16 protein-coding genes and 1 other annotated feature are annotated in these 19,948 nt (G+C 47.3%); of the genes, 10 read left to right on the top strand and 6 right to left on the bottom strand.

The window, feature by feature from the left end:
* Window positions 1–22: 22 nt before the first annotated feature.
* The gene (cls, locus tag GGC63_RS07410) at window positions 23–1,516 is read right to left on the bottom strand and encodes a cardiolipin synthase (protein WP_192701840.1); all 1,494 of its coding nucleotides are present in this window, start codon (window positions 1,514–1,516) and stop codon (window positions 23–25) included.
* A 350-nt stretch (window positions 1,517–1,866) separates the two neighbouring features.
* On the opposite strand from cls, the gene GGC63_RS07415 reads away from it, so the two are divergent.
* From GGC63_RS07415 to GGC63_RS07440, 6 genes are all read left to right on the top strand, one after another.
* Window positions 1,867–2,874, top strand: a complete 1,008-nt coding sequence (locus GGC63_RS07415; RefSeq protein WP_192701741.1) for a GNAT family N-acetyltransferase — start codon at window positions 1,867–1,869, stop codon at window positions 2,872–2,874.
* 345 nt (window positions 2,875–3,219) lie between these two features.
* Complete coding sequence (locus GGC63_RS07420; protein WP_192701742.1) at window positions 3,220–4,281, top strand: suppressor of fused domain protein; 1,062 nt, start codon at window positions 3,220–3,222, stop codon at window positions 4,279–4,281.
* Window positions 4,282–4,434: 153 nt separating this feature from the next.
* Window positions 4,435–5,268 (top strand): AraC family transcriptional regulator, encoded by an 834-nt coding sequence (locus GGC63_RS07425; protein WP_192701743.1) that lies wholly within the window; start codon window positions 4,435–4,437, stop codon window positions 5,266–5,268.
* Between the two features lie 280 nt (window positions 5,269–5,548).
* Window positions 5,549–7,210 carry a discoidin domain-containing protein gene (locus tag GGC63_RS07430; protein WP_192701744.1) on the top strand — a complete coding sequence of 554 codons (1,662 nt, stop codon included), beginning with the start codon at window positions 5,549–5,551 and terminating at the stop codon, window positions 7,208–7,210.
* A gap of 239 nt (window positions 7,211–7,449) precedes the next feature.
* Window positions 7,450–8,709: an FAD-binding protein gene (locus GGC63_RS07435; protein ID WP_192701745.1), complete on the top strand. Its 1,260-nt coding sequence runs from the start codon at window positions 7,450–7,452 to the stop codon at window positions 8,707–8,709.
* A gap of 88 nt (window positions 8,710–8,797) precedes the next feature.
* On the top strand, window positions 8,798–10,219 hold the full coding sequence (locus GGC63_RS07440) for a DUF5050 domain-containing protein (protein ID WP_192701746.1): 1,422 nt from the start codon (window positions 8,798–8,800) through the stop codon (window positions 10,217–10,219).
* 65 nt (window positions 10,220–10,284) lie between these two features.
* Here the strand turns inward: GGC63_RS07440 and GGC63_RS07445 are convergent, their stop codons facing one another.
* From GGC63_RS07445 to GGC63_RS07455, 3 genes are all read right to left on the bottom strand, one after another.
* Window positions 10,285–10,620, bottom strand: a complete 336-nt coding sequence (locus GGC63_RS07445) for a hypothetical protein (protein WP_192701747.1) — start codon at window positions 10,618–10,620, stop codon at window positions 10,285–10,287.
* Between the two features lie 54 nt (window positions 10,621–10,674).
* Window positions 10,675–11,946: an MFS transporter gene (locus tag GGC63_RS07450; protein WP_192701748.1), complete on the bottom strand. Its 1,272-nt coding sequence runs from the start codon at window positions 11,944–11,946 to the stop codon at window positions 10,675–10,677.
* A 136-nt stretch (window positions 11,947–12,082) separates the two neighbouring features.
* A complete protein-coding gene (locus GGC63_RS07455; protein ID WP_192701749.1) occupies window positions 12,083–12,931 on the bottom strand; it encodes an AraC family transcriptional regulator in 849 nt (282 codons plus the stop codon).
* Window positions 12,932–13,147: 216 nt separating this feature from the next.
* Here GGC63_RS07455 and GGC63_RS07460 point away from each other — a divergent pair, with 216 nt between their 5' ends.
* Together GGC63_RS07460 and asd are read left to right on the top strand one after the other, a co-directional pair.
* A complete protein-coding gene (locus GGC63_RS07460; RefSeq protein ID WP_192701750.1) occupies window positions 13,148–13,675 on the top strand; it encodes a DinB family protein in 528 nt (175 codons plus the stop codon).
* A gap of 65 nt (window positions 13,676–13,740) precedes the next feature.
* Window positions 13,741–14,005 (top strand) — a binding site (T-box leader).
* Between the two features lie 123 nt (window positions 14,006–14,128).
* Window positions 14,129–15,214: an aspartate-semialdehyde dehydrogenase gene (asd, locus tag GGC63_RS07465; protein ID WP_192701751.1), complete on the top strand. Its 1,086-nt coding sequence runs from the start codon at window positions 14,129–14,131 to the stop codon at window positions 15,212–15,214.
* A gap of 153 nt (window positions 15,215–15,367) precedes the next feature.
* Here asd and GGC63_RS07470 read toward each other — a convergent pair whose 3' ends face one another.
* Window positions 15,368–18,517 (bottom strand): ATP-binding protein, encoded by a 3,150-nt coding sequence (locus GGC63_RS07470; protein WP_192701752.1) that lies wholly within the window; start codon window positions 18,515–18,517, stop codon window positions 15,368–15,370.
* Between the two features lie 169 nt (window positions 18,518–18,686).
* Between GGC63_RS07470 and GGC63_RS07475 the strand changes: the two genes are divergently transcribed.
* A complete protein-coding gene (locus GGC63_RS07475) occupies window positions 18,687–19,253 on the top strand; it encodes a GNAT family N-acetyltransferase (protein WP_192701753.1) in 567 nt (188 codons plus the stop codon).
* A 71-nt stretch (window positions 19,254–19,324) separates the two neighbouring features.
* On the opposite strand, the gene GGC63_RS07480 is transcribed toward GGC63_RS07475, so the two are convergent.
* Window positions 19,325–19,561 (bottom strand): glycine zipper domain-containing protein, encoded by a 237-nt coding sequence (locus GGC63_RS07480; protein ID WP_192701754.1) that lies wholly within the window; start codon window positions 19,559–19,561, stop codon window positions 19,325–19,327.
* Window positions 19,562–19,768: 207 nt separating this feature from the next.
* Here GGC63_RS07480 and GGC63_RS07485 point away from each other — a divergent pair, with 207 nt between their 5' ends.
* Window positions 19,769–19,909 carry a hypothetical protein gene (locus GGC63_RS07485; protein ID WP_179135912.1) on the top strand — a complete coding sequence of 47 codons (141 nt, stop codon included), beginning with the start codon at window positions 19,769–19,771 and terminating at the stop codon, window positions 19,907–19,909.
* Window positions 19,910–19,948 lie beyond the last annotated feature (39 nt).

The following is a 19,948-nucleotide window of genomic DNA, read 5'->3' on the forward strand; positions in this document are numbered from 1 at the left end:
GGACCTTTTGCAAAGCTAAACGTCACAATAAAGGAGACAGTAATCTTGCAATGGACTCTTTACATTGACTTACGTAGGATCTTTTTTTGTACGTTTCCATAGTCAGCTCGAATGAACGCTCCAGATCGACCTTAAAAAGCTCTTCAAGCTTGCCGGCCGTCTTCGTGTCATAGATAAAAGCATTAATCTCAAAGTTGAGCTTGAAGCTTCGAATATCGATATTGGCCGTACCTACCGAGGCAACCTTACCGTCGATCACCAGCGTTTTGGCATGAAGAAAGCCTCCCTCGTACAAGTAGCAGCGCACCCCGTTATCCAGCAGCTCGCCCAAATAAGAACGCGACGCCCAGAACACGAAGAAATGATCCGGACGGTCCGGAATCATGACCTTAACGTCGATGCCGGACAAAGCGGCCATTTTCAACGCAGTCAGCAGGCTCTCGTCAGGGACGAAATACGGGGATTGAATACAGATGCTCCGTTTGGCGGAATGAATCATTTTAATATAGGCGTTTTTGATTTGCTGTCTATTCGAGTGGGGCCCGCTCGATACAATCTGCATCCCGACGCCTTGAGGATGGACGTCCTCAGAGAAATATTTGGCATCGTAGCTGATGGGTGCGGCATGGGTTCGATTCCAATCCATCATAAAATGAGCCTGAAGCACATTAACGACGCTGCCTTCCAGCCTCAAATGGGTATCTCTCCACGGTCCCAGCTTCGGATCCTTCCCTAAATACTCATCTCCTACATTAAAGCCTCCTATATAGCCCCACTTGCCGTCGATAACTACCACCTTACGATGGTTGCGGTAATTCAGCCTGAGGTTTAAATAACGGATTTTGGACGGAAAAAATGCCGCAGCCTTTCCGCCGGCGTCAAGCAAGGGCTGGATGTATGTTTTCTGCATTCCGTAGCTTCCTACATCGTCATACAGCAGCTTGACCTCAACCCCCTCCAGAGCTTTTTGGGTTAATAGCCGAAGCAGCTCTTGCCCGAGTGCATCTGTTCGGACAATATAATATTGCAGATGGATGAACAGGGAAGCATTACGGATATCCTCGAACAGGGAGGTAAACTTGCTTTGGCCGTCCGTGAAGATGTCCACCTGATTATCTTGGGTCAGGATGGAATAACGGCCGCTCATCAGGTTCATGTGCATCATGTCGTGGTAAGCTTCCATGGCCGGATCGACATAATGCATGACGCCGAGCTCAATTTGCTCCGCCTGCGTTCGGGATATGGCGTTGAATTCCTCCCGTGTTTCATCCTTCATGGCTATAATTCTTCGGCTGTTCAACGTTTTACCGACCAACAGATAAATGATAAATCCAATGCCTGGTAGGAAGAGCAGAACCATCAGCCAGGCCCACGTGGCTACAACATTGCGCCGCTCCAGGAAGATGATGGCTAAGGCAAACAGATAATTGAGGAGCGTTAATAAATTATATACATTTTGAAATTCAAACAGCGGGGTCACCTCCTGCCAGCTTTCGTGCTGTCTATTCTTAAGCATAACCCCATCTGGAATCATTATCCACCTTCTAATTATAATTTCCTTACCCCAACCCCCTGAATGTGAAGCAGGATAATGCTCTCGAATGTATGTAGAACGCAACGCACAAATAAGATTTTCGGGTCTCATGCCTCAGGGAGTGGAAAGGAAGCAGGGCACAATGACAGTTATTAAATACCTTATGGAACGGCAGGCGAATTTATTAACTTTTCTTGCCGGTGCAGTAATACCCGGGTCCAAAGCTTCAATATTGTTAGAAAGAACCAATATAAAAGAAATTTATCTTTCCATCTATTCATTATTATGACATTATTATCCATAAATAACTTGTTAAAAGGTGGGAGATGGTATTGTCAATTACTGTAAGACCTCTTCGTCTGCCCGACGACTATGAGGCGATTGCCAAGCTGGTAAATACCTATTGGTCCGAGCCCGTGGACGCCGCAAAGCTGGAGGAAGATGACCGCAAGCTGTATACGGTCGGCAGGACGTTTATCGATGAGAACAGGCTGTTAGGCGGTTATGATCGGCTGAGATTGGCTGCTGTCACTGATCAGGATAAGGTTATCGGTTATTTGTGGATTTGGAGAGCGCCTTGGACAGAGCCGGGGAATCTGAATCATACCCTGATAGTCGACCCTTCCTTTCGGAGTCAGGGAGCGGGAAGAAGGCTGTTCGAACAGGCTGTAAGCTGGGCCGCTGCGCTAGGAGCTAGTAGAATTGTAACCGAAGTCTGGGATGATGACCCGGCATCGCAGCATTTTGCCGAAACGAACGGATTTGTCGTCGAACGCCATTCCTATCAATCCGTACTTCCGTTAGCAGGAAGGGACGACTTAGGGACGGTTGACGAGAATATTATTACCCAGCTGGAAAACGAAGGAATTCGGTTTACTACTCTTGCCGATGAGGGTGAGGAAGCCGGAGAGCTCAAGCTCTATGAGCTTTACAAGGAAACCCTCGTGGATATACCAGGCTTCACTGGTGAGGTCCCCGTCATCTCCGAATGGCGGAAGTGGTATTTGATGGCGAATGGTTACTCTCCCGATCAGGTTCTTATCGCCGCTGCTGGCGATCGTTATGTAGGTGTAACCAATTTGCTTCACAATGCGAAGACGAACGGCATGTACCATGAATATACCGGGGTCAGCAGCGACTATCGCCGCCTCAGTATTGGACTAGCACTTAAGATAAAAGCGATTGAGCTGGCCATAGCTCACAAAGCAGCCTACATTCGTACGGACAACGATTCCACGAATGTCCCGATCCTGACGATCAACCGGAAGCTGGGTTATCAGCCGCGCAGGGGATCTTATCGAATGGTTATGGAAATGAAGGATGTACCTGCGAAATCATAGTTCATACTTAACAGATGAAAGGAGTTTTTTGTCCTGTTCATTCACTGGAACAACATCCTGATAGTGCTGGGTGTATTAGCCATTGTTGTCATAGGTCTTATCGTGTATATCAAAAATAAAAAGAGATAGTAGGAGGGGGAGCGGCTCAATTTTCCCTACTCCAGATACAATAATGAATGGTTGTCCGTTGAACATAGAAGCTGAACAGAAAGCAATACCAAATATAAGCGAGAGCTTCCCGAACAACTTGTTTCTCTTAAGACCTAACAAAATGACGGGTTCCGGACGAAATACTTAAGTAGTACCAGGTCCGATCTTTGGGCTCAACATAGGAGGAACAAGGGAATGGAGAATGAAGCAAGCACAGCCGGATGGGACGCTATCGATCACGCACTGTCCAAAATCTACGGAGACCAGGAGCCGAAGCATTACGGGACGATTCTCAGCTATGCTTTGGGCGGTCAAGATCCGCTGGATGGAATCAGTGTCTACAAGAGTGATTCACCTCAGCCACACTGGCATTTTGTCACATACGGCTTTTCAGAGCTTTACGAGAAGGAATCGGACATTCCGGACGAGAGCGGTTATGGGTTTGAGCTGACGCTTCGTCTATCGAGGACGGAAGAGGAAGAGGAGCCTCCGGCATGGGCATTGAATTTGCTGCAAAATATGGGACGGTATGTTTTTAAGAGCGGCAATATTTTTAAATCAGGTGATTATCTGGATGCTAACGGCCCAATATGCCTGGGTGCCGATACAGATTTAACTGCATTGGCTTTCGTAGAGGACCCGGAACTTCTGGCTATTCATACACCGAACGGACGGGTTGAATTTATCCAAATGGTTGGAATCACAGCCGATGAACTTGAGGCGATGCAAACATGGAATACGCTAGGCGTGCTTTCCGAGAGCTTGCCCTATATTCCACAATACATGACGGATCTGGAGCGAGAATCCATTGTACAGATCCCATCGGTTGCCTATGCTGTAGAAAGAGGAATGCTGGAGGAAGGCTCCAATACGGGCTTCCTGTATGTGGATCAGCTGACATGGGAGGAAGGAAAGAAGGGCTGGTTTAGCAAAACTCCTTCCAAGCTTACGTTAGGAGCCAAGCAAGCTGACATTATTGGCAAGCTGCTGCAAGGTCGAATTATGAAGGGTAAAACACTCACCTTGCTGGGTTCAGAAACCTGCGTCGTCTTTGAGCCGGGGGATAAACCTGGAGTTGAAGCCGATGAGGAGAAGATTCGTTGGATACTAAATCATGATGCGGCTAAAGAACTATCCGGCAGATTACAGCCTAAGGAAAGCACATTGGAGCTTACCTCCATGCAAGGGACGGTTATTGAGATCGTCAAAACTAATATAACGGACCATGAAGGGAACGTTGTCAAAACCATCGGTTAAACTTGATATCATAAAAGGGATAGAGGAGCTTGCGGACGACGCAGCTCCTTTTGTATTGGGTGCGAGACTGAAAAGAGGCTTTGAGGAATAGAGAACAACGTTGTAAAATAGACGAAATAACAACTTAGGACTATAAAAGGGGACAAAAGACAGATGGTATTGAACATGCCCAAAAGCGTTACACGCTTGCTGCGTCACCGGCTTTCGAGCCTAAGGCTGGACCTGATCCATGCAAAATATACGGATTGCCCTCCGGACTGGATAAGACGCGACTTTATACCGGAATATAATAAATTTTACTATATTGTGGACGGTTGCGGCTCGATTACGGTCGGCGGGCAAACCTTTCTGCCGGAGCCAGGACAGCTGTTCTTTGCCCCTGCGGATGTGATGCAGTCTTTTTCCGTAACCAATGGCCCTCCATATCAGATGTATTGGTGCCACTTTACTTCGAACATCGCCATGGGGCAGTTGTTTCAAACATTCGGTCTCCCGAATATCGTAACAGTCCAGGACAGCGGCTTGTTGTTAAAGCATTTTGGTCAAATGATGACGAACCGGGGAAGTCAATGGCCTACATCTTCCTTGAAGATTCAATCCGCTCTTTTTGAAATTCTAGCCTTGTTCATTGACACGGCTCTGTCAGACAAGAACTTAACCTTGCCGGGGTTAGCCGATAGCAAGCTGATCGACACGATCCATTACATCGATCAAAACCTGTCCAAGGAGTTTACCGTTGACGAACTCTCGGAAATAGCGCATTTTCATCCGAATTATTTTATCCGTTTTTTTAAAATGCACTTAGGCGTCCCGCCGATGCGATATATCCATGAACGAAGGCTGGAAAGGGCCAAGGAGCTGCTGTCGAGCACAGAGATGAAAATAAGCGAAATCGCTAATATGACGGGGTTCTATGAAGCGTCGCATTTCTCTACAGCCTTTAAAAAGTATACAGGAACTTCACCGTCGGCATACCGTAACAGATAAGGGTCTATTACAGATGGCCCGCGAGTGGAACGGATCAGCTGTGCAGGATAAGGAGTGAAGTTAATTTTATTAAAGCAATAGTTAATATCGTCTATTCAAGTTGGGATGAAAGCGCTTTATACTGACGTCAACACATGAAATTCGATGTGCAGCAGAGAATGCCGAGCCTAACAGGGAAGGGGGAGGATCCAAGTCCGACTTAAGCTGCATCCACCGTACAGGGAATGCGGCGCACGTACCATCTATCCGACAAGGTGATTCAAGAAGGAGGCGTTATCTTATGTCCAGATTCCTTTCTTTAGCCAAGACTCAGATGAAGTGCATTGCGTTAACCAGTTTGCTCCTTGCAGGTCTCTCTCCCTTTAGTGCCGTTCAGGTCCAGGCTGCCAGCCCTATGGTTGTTGACAGCATGGATGGTCCGGTTACCCAGAATGAAATTAATTCCTTTAAAGCCTACATATTGGACCTTCAGCCGGTCGTATGGCCTAATACCGATTCTATGCAAAATGAGTATGCCCAGGGAAAAAGCGGCGAGAGCATTAAAGCTATGGGGCTCATGTATGAAATGACGGGCGACACCGCCATTCTGGATCGGCTGATCTATTTCTGCAACGTTCTACTTTCGCAGCGAAATGACATTTTGCCCGCGCCCTACGGCCAACGTACGGTATGGACGAATACGGTTGCACCTGTGTGGCCGGGCAACAGCAGCGGAACCGCTTCCGCCGATTCGGCTAACGGGGATCCGGTAGGCCATCTTGCGAACTGCGCAAGGCTCATTCTCAAAACCCCTTCGATATGGAACACGACGGTTCCGGACGGGGACCCTTATGGCTATGGAGCAACCTATAAGCAGCGTGCAACCAAGTTTTTAGCTGAAGCCGATTATGTGCTCAACCAGTTTATTTTTCCCAAGCTGCTCAATTTGTCGAACGGCAACAAGTACTACTTTTCGTCTCAATCTCCTTACATGACGAATGGAGCCATGCCGTGGAATCAGCAGATGATGATCTCGTACGGCTTGCAAAACGTTGCGATGGCCCATGAGCTTCTCGGGGATAATCCTTCTCTGGTATCTCAATACGACAGCATCATACAGGCGAATGTGAACTGGTATTTTGCCAATAACTCCGCCAAACAGGTGTATACCACCAGCTTAGGCAACACTGCTTATAATTGGGGATATAACCCGACGCTGCTGAGCGGGGAGGATAACAGCCACGGCAGCCTGGATGTAGCGGGCTTTTACCGCCAATTCCTAAGCGGACGTTACGGGATTACGGCGGCACAGCTGAAGCCGATCGCTAATATGTATGCCGACGTCATGATGAGAGGGCCTAATGATTTCGCGGGGAAAGTCGATGGCACCGACGGCTCGGGGAACAGTGCGCCTACAACCTATGCGCGAAGCGGCTACTTGTTCTTGACAGTGCTTCGTCCGGATATGTACTATGCGCTTGCGAATGCGGATTTGTCGAGATCCGGCACCAGCATGGACATATTCTCCCGCTTGATGTGGGCCAAGAACAAAAGGTACCAGAACGGCGGTAATCTTGCATCCGGCAAGACCTACAGTGCCTCTTCCTCCTGGAGCTCATCGTATGACGCTGGTAAAGCGTTTGACGGAAATGTCTCCTCCCGATGGTCTGCGTCCAGCGGTTCCACAAGCAATCAATGGATTAGTGTGGATTTCGGGTCAACGAAAAGCTTTAACCAGGTTTTCATCAAGGAAAGCACGTATACGAGGATCACATCCTATAAGCTCCAGTCCTCCAACGACGGTACTACCTTCACGGATATTGCAGGCACCTCGGGAACATCGATCGGCGCAGGCAAAACGATAGACTTTAATACGGTCAATGCCCGCTACGTAAGGCTTTATATTACTTCCGCCAGTCAGGAGCCGACCGTGAACGAGATTGAGGTATATAAAATGAATTAACACGTAATCGGTTAAAAAACGTTTAACGGCCGCCAACCCCTTTGCGGGATGGCGGCCGTTTGTGCAGTTAGGCGATGCTGTTTATATAAAGGGAGGGGAAAGATTCGTAGTTATCATTTGGGATTATTGCTGTTACAATAAAGGAAGCTATATCAAACAGGAATGGACCAAAGTCTATTTGACAGAAAAAGGATCTTATCGTAGTTGAGAATTCGATCACAACAAGGAGTGTGCGGTTTATGGAAAGCTATAGAAATTGGGCAGGCAATTACACGTATGGTACTACTAATCTTCATGTTCCCGAAAGCTTGGAGCAAGTACAGGAATATGTAGCCGGCTTCAACCGAATCAAGGTGCTGGGCACGCGCCATTCCTTTAATGGCATCGCAGACTCTAGGGAGAATCTTCTTTCGCTGGAGAAGCTCAACCGAGTGGTCGAGTTGGACAAGCAGCGAAGGAAAGTAACCGTCGAAGGAGGCATTCGATACGGCGAGTTGTGCCGCTACCTGCACAGCCATGGCTTTGCGCTGCACAATTTGGCATCGCTGCCTCATATCACGGTTGCAGGAGCCTGCGCTACGGCGACCCATGGCTCAGGAGATCGGAATGGCAGCCTTGCTGCAGCGGTGCATGCCCTAGAGATTATCAAGGCTGACGGGGAGAAGATCGTGCTATCCCGTGATCAAGGAGACGGCATCCTCGAGGGAGCCGTTGTCGGACTTGGAGGATTGGGCGTCGTTACAAAGATAACGCTGGATGTCGTACCGGTATTTCAAATAAGCCAGCATGTATATGACAACTTGCCATTGGCACAATTGAAAGACAATTTCGACGCGATATTCTCCAGCGCCTATAGTGTAAGCCTGTTCACGGATTGGAAGCAGTCCGTCTTCAACCAAGTTTGGCAGAAGCGGGTATTATCCCAAGATGCCGATCCGGTTAGAGAGGATTTCTTCGGAGCGGTACGCGCATTGGAAAATCGGCATCCGGTGCCAGGACTCACGGCGGAAAATTGCAGCGAGCAATTGGGGATACCTGGGCCCTGGCATGAGCGGCTGCCTCATTTTCGAATGGATTTTACCCCGAGCGCGGGGGAGGAGCTGCAGAGCGAGTATTTTGTCGCCCGACAGGATGCTTATAGCGCACTTCAAGCAATTGAACAGCTGAAGGAGCGTATAGCACCGCTCCTGCACGTTTCCGAGGTTCGAACGATTGCGGCCGACGACTTATGGATGAGTCCTTGCTACCAGCGGGATTCGGTAGCGTTCCACTTTACCTGGAAGCCCCTTGTGGAGGATGTTCGACAGCTGCTCCCGATCCTGGAGGAAAAGCTGGAGCCTTATCATGCCCGCCCGCATTGGGCCAAGCTGTTTGCGATGACTCCATCACGGCTGCGCTCGCTTTATGAGAAGCTGCCGGACTTTCAACAACTGCTCCTTCGCTATGATCCGGAAGGAAAATTTCGCAATGATTATTTGAATCATTATATTATGCAGTGATTGTATGCTCTTTTCCTTTGGTCCTCGGTATTAACTGAAGCCTTCGTAATGTCGATACAATAACAGAAGACCAAAGGAGAGAGATGTAATGAACAACAAAACAATAAAAATTGGCTTAGCTGGATGTTTGCTGTCCCTCTTGGCTGTTCCGCAAGCCTTGGCATCGCCCGATTCACCTGTATCTATCTCTGTGAACGGAATTGAAATTTTTACGGATGCTCCCGCTTATATCCAGGCCGATGCGGGAGTCACCTACGTCCCGATCCGGGTCGTCTCCGAATCATTGGGAGCGAACGTTACATGGGTAGAATCTACTAGTACAGCGATCATAAGCAAGTCAGGTACAGTGCTAGAATTGACCTTGGATCAGCATTCCGCAAAGAAAAATGACCAAGCCGTTACTTTGGAGGCGCCCGCCGTAATGCAAAATGGACGTTTGATGGTGCCGATTCGTTTTGTTTCGGAAGGGTTGGGTATAAGCATCAGCTGGGACCCGGATTCCCGTTTGATAAATCTAGGAACTCCGGCAGCCAACCCCTTATTTGCGGCCGGGTCCGGCAACGACCCTCAGAACATTCATAATAATGCTATGGTGACGGAGTATAACGGCTGGCTCTATTATGCCAATGTGGGCGATAACAACAAGCTGTACCGGATGTCTCTGGATCGGTCTGTAAACGTGCAGTTAACCGATGAACCGGTTACCGATATCAGTGCAGTGGACGGCTGGGTGTATTACCGGATCTATGAACATAAGGAAGGCAAGAGAACTGATGCCGGAGAAATCTACCGAATACGTACGGACGGAAGTTCTAGGACCCTGCTGAGCGAGCACGAGACACGGCATTTATTCATGAAAGACGGCTACCTGTATTACAGCAGGGATAAGGGGATGGGCTCCGGCCCTATCTATAGGATGAAGCTTGACGGAACCGATAGGTCCCAGCTCAGCGGCGAGGATGAAGAGGTATTTGAGATGGCCCCGGGGGGCGATTGGATTTATTATACGTTGAACTCCGGAGGGCTATACCGGATCGATCCGGAAAGCAGAGAGTCGGCGGCAATAGATTCGGATTGGTACTATGATATTAGAATCGTTGATGGCTGGCTGTATTATAAGGACGACAAAGGGTACTTGCACCGCATGGACTTGTCAGGGGGCGGCCGAAGCAGTATCGGTGATCATCCTGTAGGATCGTTTTGGATTAATGACAATACGGTTTACTATGAACAAATGGTGGAGGGCAAATGGTCCTCCTCGGAATCCAGGCTATATCGAAGCGGGCTGGACGGAAGCAATCCCACACTACTCGTTGATAAAGTCATATTAAACATCAATGTCATTGGTGAACGTATGTACTACATGACTTATGAGACTATCAATTCCGATGTTCACCAATACGCAGACATTGTGAATACTCTTTCAAGAATGAATTTGGATGGAACGGATAAGCAAAATATAACGTCCAAAACAACGAACCCGTTTCCGGATTTACTCAGGAAAAAATAACAGAAGCCACTTGTAACGAACAATAAGACACTGACCGTCTAATCAGTGTCTTATTGATTTGTTTCTTAGTGTCTGTACGAAATGTTGTTGGCGATAGTGGACCCGAATCCTTGAGCTTGATTATATGGAAGCACGCTGTTTTGTGCGGTATTCTCCAAGGATCTGCAAATTTGAGCTACTTGCTGCATTTTTTGCATCGCAAGCTGATGACCTTGCAGAGCAGTCTGGATCATTTGCGAGGCTCTTTGCTCTTTTTGTGCGATCTGCTCCAGAATCACTGCATTTTGCTGCTCTTGCTGCAGCAATTGCTGATACATTTGGGTCGCTTGTTGAGTCTGGCTCATCAGCTGATTAATGATTTGTTCACATTGATTGATTTGGCTGGACATATTTTGATACATGGTATAATTCCTCCTTTGATTTGGCCTTTGGTTTAAAGGTGCCAAATATAGAGTCTACTTAATTTTTTGTTTTATGCGGAGTGGAAAGAAGTTCAAGCTTTGGCCTTGACCCCGATTATTTTCTTTGGGCTTCAGCCCGAATAACGCGAGCAGCACGGCAATTGCACAGCATCCTGCCATGGTGAAGAACATCACGGAAGGAGACTGCTTGATGAGCAGCGAGGCAAGTGGAGGGCCTGCCGCTACCCCGATAAATCGCATGGAGCTGTAGATGGAGGTAATAGTTCCCCGCTGTTGTTTTTCAATACTCTCCGTAATCATCGCATCCAGGCAGGGTAATGCAATTCCGACTCCAATACCCATAAAGCATATTGAAATAATCAGAATTAAGGCAGTGGAATAGATGAACGCGTCCCACAAAAGACTTAAGGCAACTAAACTCATTCCGGCAAACGTCAGCCATTTCATCAGGGTCATGTTTTTTTTAATGATTTTCCCGGTAATAAAGGACGCTAAGCACAAGAAAGCTAACGGAATGGCCAAGATACAACCCTTGAGTATACCTTTAATATGGTAATTATCTTCCAGTAGATCGGATAAGTAAAATAGGATCCCGAAGATTACCAGCATACAGATACCGCCAATACCAAAAATAGCGTACAGCCATCTGCCGTTTTCTTTAAAGATTTGCTTAATTTGCGTGAAAAAGGCCCGAAGGGTTGCTTGTTCTTGATCGGCTTCGTCGTCTTCCTTTTTTGGAGTTTTGACCAGAAAGGCTACGAGCACAGTAGAAATGATACATAAAACGGGTATGGCAAGAAAGGGCAGGAACCATACAGCCATGGCCAAAGCCGATCCTAGAACGGGGCTCAGCACCTTTCCGAACGTATTGGCAGTTTCCACAATGCCCAGACCGCTGCTGACATCGTCCTCGTTCTTGAACATATCTCCCACCAAAGGGAGTACGATCGGGAAAGCCCCCGCGGCGCCCACCCCTTGCAATAAACGTCCCAGCATAATAACCATGTAGGATTGATCGAGCCACCAGGCTCCAAGTCCAGAGACTAATCCGCCCGCTGCTGTGATCAGCAGACTGGGAATAATGATTTTCTTTCGTCCGAAACGATCGGATAAGTAGCCTGCCAACGGGATCAGCAAAATGGCTACGGCAGAGTAAACGGTAATCAGCAAGCTCACTTGAAGCGAAGTAATGCCGAGCTTGTCCCGTATGGATGGCAGTACCGGAATCAGCATCGAATTACCTAAAGTCATAATTAGCGGAATGGAAGCGATCGCTATAAGGTCCCATGTTTTTCTCTCTTCCATGCTACACCTGTCCTTCTGGGGAGAATGTCAAATCCAAGACATACACCCCATACTATAACCGTTTCACCGTTGGAATATGCAACCCATTGAGCTGTATAAGCAACCAAATCGAACTAGTATGAAGTTGGAAAGGTCATTAACGTCTTGCCATGCTCGAAGCCATATTGCGATAGTTGAGGGGGGAGAAGCCGACATGGGCTTTGAACTGTCTGCTGAAATAATGAAGCTCCAGTCCGACCGCGGCCGAGATTTCCGTAACTGTCATCGTAGTATCTCTAAGCAATGCTTGGGCTTGGTCCAGGCGAAGGCGGTTCATATACTGCATAGGTGACGAACCGATCATATCCTTAAACAGCCGGGAGAAGTAATTGGTATCCAGGTGAATGAGCCGGGCAAGCTCAGGTACAGTAACATCATCGCGCAGATGATTTTCCATATAGTTCACGACGGTTTTCAAATTTTCGTACGATAACGGCGATTGAGAGAACATATTTTGGATACCTGCCCGTTCTACATAAAAGTGAAGCAGATTAAGCAGGAGTGAGCTTGTCATGATCGGGGCGAACGGTTCACTTCGGCTCATATGACAGTTCAGCTCTTGAAACAGATGCTCCAGCAGCCCGCTATCCAGTTCAGGAACATCAATATAATGAGGAACGTCGATCATCCGAAACAGATCCGTTTCCCCAATCGAAGCCTGGAAATGACACCAGTATTTCTGAAATGTCCGATTGCTGATTGAAGCAAGAGACTGCCGTGTTCCGGCAGGCAGCAGGAACAATTGATTAGGCTTGGGTTCGTAATCGCAGCCGTCGATACTAATGGAGCCCTCACCGTCGAGAATGAAATAAAATTTATGGACAGCCGGTACAAAATTCAGATTGCCCCAGCTTCGAGGTACCCTCGTGAATCCGCCGCTGATTGGTGCAGCTTGTATGTTGGCAAAAATTCGCTTCATGATATGGTTCAAGGAATTATCTCGCATAAGATCACCCGGGAAATGGACTTTTTTTAATATCAGGAACAAGCTTCTTTGCTTACATTCATTATAGTACAAATTCCGGTACGTAGATTGAAATTATCAAACTTTGCACGAGGCTTCAAAGGGCGGTAAAAACTAACCTTAAAATGTACTGCAGGAAATGAGAGGTCCACTGAGAATATTTAAATAACATTGGCTTGCACGAATGGAGGTCTTACATTGAATTTTCTTTTGAATGAAGCCATTGAATTGCTGGAGCGCACACCCCGAACCTTGGAGTCTTTATTATCCGGATTATCCGATAGATGGCTGCATTGTAATGAAGGGGAGGGGACATGGAATGTCATTGAAGTCGTTGAACACCTGATTGAGGGAGAGAAGTATAACTGGGTGCCGCGTTTGGACATGATCCTGAGGAAAGGGGAGGACAAGCCGTTTCCTCCCTTTGACCGGTTTTCCCATTTGCACTCAGAATCCCGAAGCACCATCGAACAATCCTTGCAGGCATTTAAACAAATCCGATTTCAAAACCTGGATTTCGTGAAGGAACGAATTCAACCCGAGCTCCATCTGGAATTGGCGGGAACTCATCCTGAGTTTGGCCCCGTTAAGATAAGAGAGCTGCTCTCGACGTGGGTAGTTCATGATTTGACTCATATTACTCAGATTGTAAGAGTGATGGCCAAGAGCTACAGCTCCGATGTAGGGCCATGGAAGGCTTATTTAGGCATATTAAAGCATACATGAGTTTTTTCGAAAAAAATGGTTTACCGCTTTACAGTTATTTGATATTATATACGCAAGAGATGAATCAAAATGCGATGAAGAGAAGAGTAAATAAATGGATTCTTGAGCAGAGAGCTCCGGCAGCTGAAAAGGAGTGAAGAATTATTTATTGAAAAAAGGCTCAGAGCAGCACATCGGAACCCATGCACAAACGGAGATGGTGTGACAGGAGCTCCTGTTATAGAGCTAGAGTATAAGCATTCTTGGCAATGTCGTACTCGAAGAGGCAAATATGGCGACATATGGGCGAATCTGGGGTGGTACCACGAGCATACAAATCTCGTCCCCAAGACTATCTAAGTCTTGGGGGTGGGATTTTTTTATTGCAGTCTCGTGTAACACGATTCAGACAACGGATGTATATGATGAAACAAACATAATTTTCATACTAACTTCGAAAGGATTTGAACATCTATGGCGGCAAAGTTGAAAGTAGGTATTGTAGGGGGAACAGGAATGGTGGGACAGCGGTTCGTACAACTGCTTGATCAGCATCCTTGGTTTCAAGTAACGGCGATTGCAGCGAGTGCCGGTTCGGCAGGCAAAACATATGAGGAAGCTGTGCAAGGCAGATGGAAGCTGTCCAGCTCCATTCCTGAGGATGTGAAGGGCATCGTTGTCCAGGATGCGTCCAAAGTGGAAGAGGTTGCTCAGAATGTCGATTTTATTTTTTGCGCAGTCGAAATGAAGAAGAATGAGATTCAAGCGCTGGAAGAGGCTTATGCCAAAACGGGAACGCCAGTTATCTCCAATAACTCGGCCCATCGCTGGACTCCGGATATTCCAATGGTTATTCCGGAAATCAACCCGGGGCATATCGAAATTATTGAAGCGCAAAGAAAACGTCTGGGAACATCCACCGGATTTATTGCCGTTAAGCCTAACTGCTCCATTCAGAGCTATGTGCCTGCACTTAACGCGCTTCTCGATTTCAATCCGACAACCGTGGTTGCTTCTACCTATCAAGCTATTTCCGGAGCAGGCAAAAACTTCACCGATTGGCCGGAAATGCTGGACAATGTCATTCCTTACATCGGCGGAGAGGAAGAGAAGAGCGAGCAGGAGCCGCTGCGTATTTGGGGCAGCATTGTAAATAATGAGATCGTGAAAGCTAGCGCTCCATTAATTACTACCCAGTGTATCCGCGTACCTGTTACGGACGGACACTTGGCAACGGTATTCGTATCGTTCGAGAAAAAGCCTTCTAAAGACGAAATCTTGAGCCGTTGGCTGAACTTCAAGGGTCGTCCGCAGGAGCTTGAGCTGCCAAGCGCACCAAAGCAATTCATCACCTATTTCGAAGAAGAGAACAGACCGCAAACCAAACTGGATCGCGACATTGAACGCGGTATGGGCGTTTCGGTAGGCAGACTGCGCGAGGATTCCCTGTATGATTTTAAATTTGTAGGTCTATCCCATAATACTTTGCGTGGCGCTGCAGGCGGTGCGGTCTTGATTGCCGAGCTTCTTAAAGCGGAAGGCTATATTCAAGCTAAGTAATCAGTGAGAAACATTCAGGCTATAAGGAGCTAGTAAAAAGCTCTTGACGAATCAGCCCCAGCCAGTATTCTTTTAAAGATACGGGCTGGGGCTGATGTTTATTTAATGAAAAAACCTCTCCCGGTCAGGAGAGGATGATTTTTTCACCTACTGTTATTGATCCTTACCGGCTTCGAGGGGCTTTCCGCTATCGGGAATAACGAATGATACGGTCGTTCCTTCGTTGATCCTGCTGACTATAGACAATCCGTGTCCGTATAGCTGAGTCAGTCTTCGATGGGTGTTGGAGATGCCAATCCCCCGCCTTGCTTTGCTGGAAGGATTTAATAGCTGAGCTACCCTATCATGATCCATTCCTTTACCATTGTCTTGGACTTCAATAAAGGCGAGGTTTTCTTGTCGGCTGATGCTAAGTCGTACCTTACCCCCTTGATTCCTGCTTAGTAGGCCGTGAATCACAGCATTTTCGATCAGCGGTTGAATAGAGAGGGGAGGGAGCAGAAGCCCTTCAATGTTCGGGTCAACCTCCCATTGTATAGATAGCCTCTCCCCAAAACGCTCCTGTTCGATATACAAGTAGGATTTGACAAGTTCCAATTCATGCTCAAGCTCAACCAGTTCATCCGTGTTCAAATAGTCAAAGCTAATCCGAAGGAAGGATGCAAAGGCGTCACCGAGCTTCCGCATTTTTTCTGTATCTATATCACTTAGCGCCATTAGCGCACTTAACGTATTGAACAGAAAATGAGGATGGATTTGCGCTTGCAGATAAGCGGCTTCTATTCGCAACCGTTCATCTATAGATTGCTTCAGTGCCGTTAACGCACGGATTCGATATTTAAGCTCCGTTGAGTCTACGGGCTTGGTAATATAATCGTTGGCCCCAGCCATAAATCCGGTATAGATATCGGCGGGCTGGGTACGGGCGGTCAACAGCAGGATGGGAAGATCGGATACCGAATAACGCTCCCTTACTTTTTGCGTCAGCGCATAGCCGGAGGTATGAGGCATCATGACGTCGGTAATGAGCAGATCCCATTGTTGGGTATCCAGTAATTCCAACGCTTCTCGAGCTGAATGAGCTGTAGTAATGTTGTACGATTCTGCCGACAGGATTCCCTCCAGCACATTAAGATTGATCGGGTCATCATCAACGGCAAGTATATGGATGCTTTTCGAGTTCACAAGCGACGGCATTATGACAGGGGCAGATACTTCTGCCATCATGGAATCTCTAAACGGTGCTGCTGACTTTCCAAATCCCGCAGCTTCCGGAACGAGTTGACGAATATCTTGCCGCAGGGGAGAAGAATTTCTTTCGTCCGCTATTGGAAGATCGAAGCTGAATACAGAGCCTTCGCCCAATTGGGAGCGTACCGATAAAATACCCCCATGCAGCTCCACCAGCTGCTTGCAGATGCTTAACCCAAGACCGATGCCTCCTCCGTCACTGCTTCCATAAGCTCCTTGCTCATAAGGTAGAAAGATGCGTGCTTGTGTTTCCTCGTCCATTCCAATTCCGGTATCCGACACATGCAGGATGGCCCGTCCGTCCAGGGTGTGAGCAGATACGGATATGATCCCTTGTTCCGTGTATTTCATCGCATTATGTAATAAGTTATATAATATCTGCACTAGTCTTTTTTCATCAGCCATGACTGGCGGGAGCTTCTCACTTATATCCATTTGCAGCTGTATAGGCTTTGTACCGGTCATAAAGGAAAGCATACTGATAATTCCAGGGACGACGGACTGGACAAGCAAGGGTTCCTTACTTAGTGTGAGTCTATGTTCTTGAAGCTGCGCTACATCAAGAAGATCTCCTAGCATATGGGACATGCGGTTACTGATCGTGATCAGCAGTTCCATATCCTTTAAGCTGCTCCCGTCCAAATTGTCTTTTTCCTTTGCAACTACAGTCCGAGCGATATTCATAATTCCATGAAGCGGTGTCCTCAGCTCGTGGGACGTATTGGCGAGAAACTGATCTTTTAACTTGTCAGCTCTTTTGAGCTGTTCATTCAGCTTGGCGTTTTCACTGGATTTCCGGAAATACTTTTTAAACCAATATGTGGAAAATCCTGTAATAGCTGCTAAGATATCTATTGGATAATAGACTGTCGTGACATTGGAAACGGCTTCCACTAAGCTCCATGTTATGTTGGATAGGATAGCAACAGCTGTAAGCATTAGGAAGATACTGTCTTTATCGGCTTGTTTTTTGAAGATCATTGTACCGACAATATAAATAAACCAAGCAAACGCAAATATGTAATATACATGGAAGACTTGATAATACGTCGCTGTATGAACCCATGAAGCAGGGGCAACAACCAAGAATCCTGAATAACCGGTAACAGCCGCGAGATAGATGCGAAGGACCAGGCTACCAGGTGGAGCTGCAGTGAACTTTCTGAAAATAAGCAGAATAAATACATTTTGCCACAAAAGAGCAAGCAGCCGGAGCTTGACAGCCCAAGCGTAATTGACAGGCAGCCATAGCAAGAGCACGTTATCGTGCCCGGCAAGCACGGCAATACCGACCGACACCGTTAACAAGCCAGTGATCAGCAAAGCCCTCTCATGACGGTTGAATATAAATAGAATAATTGCATATAAACCATGGAGCAGCAGAATAAGAAATATAACCAGCTGAAATCCAATGGAATACCATCGTACATAGTCGATAGAAGCTTGGGAGCCGAAGCGAAAAGACTTCAGGATCCCGCCGGAGTGGGGGTCGTCAAAGTTCGCTGCCCGAATAAGCAATTCTATCTCAGTAGTCCCTTCTATAGAATAAGTTGAAGTGTAGGACACATTCCAAGGCACATAGTCATTCGGGTTTGCCGCAGGCTTGCCCATACCGCCAGCAGTAACTCCGTTAAGTTCTATTGCCGAGGATGCCTGGATACTTTGAAACCACAAACCGACCGGCTGCTTCAAAGGATCAATAAGTATGCGCAGCCGATATGTACCGTATCCGTAGGAAGAACCGGACTCATCATCCAGCAAGCTTCCCCAGTCTCCCGGAACTTGTATGGCTGCTGCCTGATTTGACCCGGTCCGAATATCCTGACTTGTCAGTAATTGATTTGGGTAAAATTCCCATTCGCCGTCGAGCAAGAAGGAAGCGGATTGATCCAGATCAAATCCGCGGAGATCCAGCACGCCATGGTCGGGGCGAGGCTCGCTCAAAGTAAGAAAAGCTTGATTCCACGCCAGACGGAGACCGAGAAGAAAGCTTAAGAAGAGGATTAAAATAACCCCATATCGAATTGAGGTTCTAGCGTTTATTGTTTTCATAATACAAGCATTTCGACATAATCTGCGCTTATTCCTTTTTTATTGCAGGATTGGAATTGGCAGCTGATAAAGGTATAGCCAAGGCAGGGTATGCTATGTGGTGGCTTTCATGGTTTTTGGGAAGATTACATTAGAATAGAACAGGATATTGGTGAAAGCGGGGAACATCATGAAAGCATTAGAGTTGGACTACCAAATAACCGATGAGTGGGATGAAGTTCTATGGTCATCTGTAGAGCCGATTTACGAGCAGGCCTTTCCAATAGGCGGGAGGAAGAGCAGGGATATCGTTCGCCGGATGTTCAGCAGAAAAATGTGTCAGCTGCATACCATCTCGCGAGGCTCCGAGTTTATCGGTATGGCATTAAGCGGCATCGATAAGCAAGCAGGCGCGTTACTGATCGACTACTTGGCGATTAGATCTGAAGTACGGGGCGAAGGGAACGGAAGATGCTTTCTGGACCGAATAAAGGAATGGGCACGAACGCATGCAGAATGCAAAGGGATTATCGTCGAAGTGGAGGCAGAACCGACAGAGGAGAACCAGAGGCGAGTCCAATTCTGGGAAGCCAATGGATTTCATCTTACCGACTATGTACATCAATATATATGGGTGCCGGAGCCCTATCGGGCTATGTACCTGAACTTCAATGAAAGAGACCGTCTGCCGGAGGATGGGGAGCAGCTGTTTCGCAGCATTACCCGTTTTCATGAAAAGGCCTATCGGCGGAACTAACACATTCGTTACATATAAGAATAAAAAAGGGTGCGGGATTCCCCCGTCACCCTAATTGTCATGTCAACCGATTAGCGATGATTGTCGTTATTCTCATCAGCAGCATTATTGCCGCCGACGTTCTCGCCCGCTTGGTTACCCAGCGCTGCGCCTACGACACCGCCTACAACCGTTCCTACCGGTCCCAGTGCCGAACCGACAATCGCGCCTACAGCGCCTCCGCCTACCGTTCCTACAGCTTCACCCACATCGTTACTGCTTATTGCATCAGCTTCTTCGTTGTGATTGCGTTCTTTATCCTTTGCCATGCTATCATGCACCTCACTTTTGTCATTATGGGAAAACAACGGATTTGACATTTCCCAAACTTTATCATGCCCTAAACGCTTTATTCAGATTCCTCCAGCGAAAAGGGGGAAGGGAAAAGTTACGTGCATGAAGGCGCCGGGACTATCCCATTCTAATGAGGGGCGCACAGGGAATCCTGACCGACACGATGATGGAGGTGAATGGTTATGCCTAAAGGCAAAAAGAAAAACGAAGGGAATAAGTACAATTCCAACCCGAATTATGCAGATCAAGTGATTGACAATTATGAGGGACATCCAGCGCAAAATAATCCTCGAGAGAGCGATGATACGTTCCGTCATAAATAATCAAGCTACAGGACAAAGCAGCCAACGCAATTGGCTGCT

Source organism: Paenibacillus sp. OAS669, assembly GCF_014873645.1.
In the GTDB taxonomy this organism is placed as follows: Bacteria; Bacillota; Bacilli; order Paenibacillales; family NBRC-103111; genus Paenibacillus_S; species Paenibacillus_S vulneris.

Coding starts and splice junctions, on each gene's coding strand:
- cls (WP_192701840.1), bottom strand. CDS start 1,516: ATGCTTAAGAATAGACAGCACGAAAGCTGGCAGGAGGTGACCCCGCTG.
- GGC63_RS07445 (WP_192701747.1), bottom strand. CDS start 10,620: ATGTATCAAAATATGTCCAGCCAAATCAATCAATGTGAACAAATCATT.
- GGC63_RS07470 (WP_192701752.1), bottom strand. CDS start 18,517: ATGAAAACAATAAACGCTAGAACCTCAATTCGATATGGGGTTATTTTA.
- GGC63_RS07435 (WP_192701745.1), top strand. CDS start 7,450: ATGGAAAGCTATAGAAATTGGGCAGGCAATTACACGTATGGTACTACT.
- GGC63_RS07440 (WP_192701746.1), top strand. CDS start 8,798: ATGAACAACAAAACAATAAAAATTGGCTTAGCTGGATGTTTGCTGTCC.
- GGC63_RS07430 (WP_192701744.1), top strand. CDS start 5,549: ATGTCCAGATTCCTTTCTTTAGCCAAGACTCAGATGAAGTGCATTGCG.
- GGC63_RS07425 (WP_192701743.1), top strand. CDS start 4,435: ATGGTATTGAACATGCCCAAAAGCGTTACACGCTTGCTGCGTCACCGG.
- GGC63_RS07485 (WP_179135912.1), top strand. CDS start 19,769: ATGCCTAAAGGCAAAAAGAAAAACGAAGGGAATAAGTACAATTCCAAC.
- GGC63_RS07450 (WP_192701748.1), bottom strand. CDS start 11,946: ATGGAAGAGAGAAAAACATGGGACCTTATAGCGATCGCTTCCATTCCG.
- GGC63_RS07420 (WP_192701742.1), top strand. CDS start 3,220: ATGGAGAATGAAGCAAGCACAGCCGGATGGGACGCTATCGATCACGCA.
- GGC63_RS07475 (WP_192701753.1), top strand. CDS start 18,687: ATGAAAGCATTAGAGTTGGACTACCAAATAACCGATGAGTGGGATGAA.
- GGC63_RS07455 (WP_192701749.1), bottom strand. CDS start 12,931: ATGCGAGATAATTCCTTGAACCATATCATGAAGCGAATTTTTGCCAAC.
- asd (WP_192701751.1), top strand. CDS start 14,129: ATGGCGGCAAAGTTGAAAGTAGGTATTGTAGGGGGAACAGGAATGGTG.
- GGC63_RS07480 (WP_192701754.1), bottom strand. CDS start 19,561: ATGGCAAAGGATAAAGAACGCAATCACAACGAAGAAGCTGATGCAATA.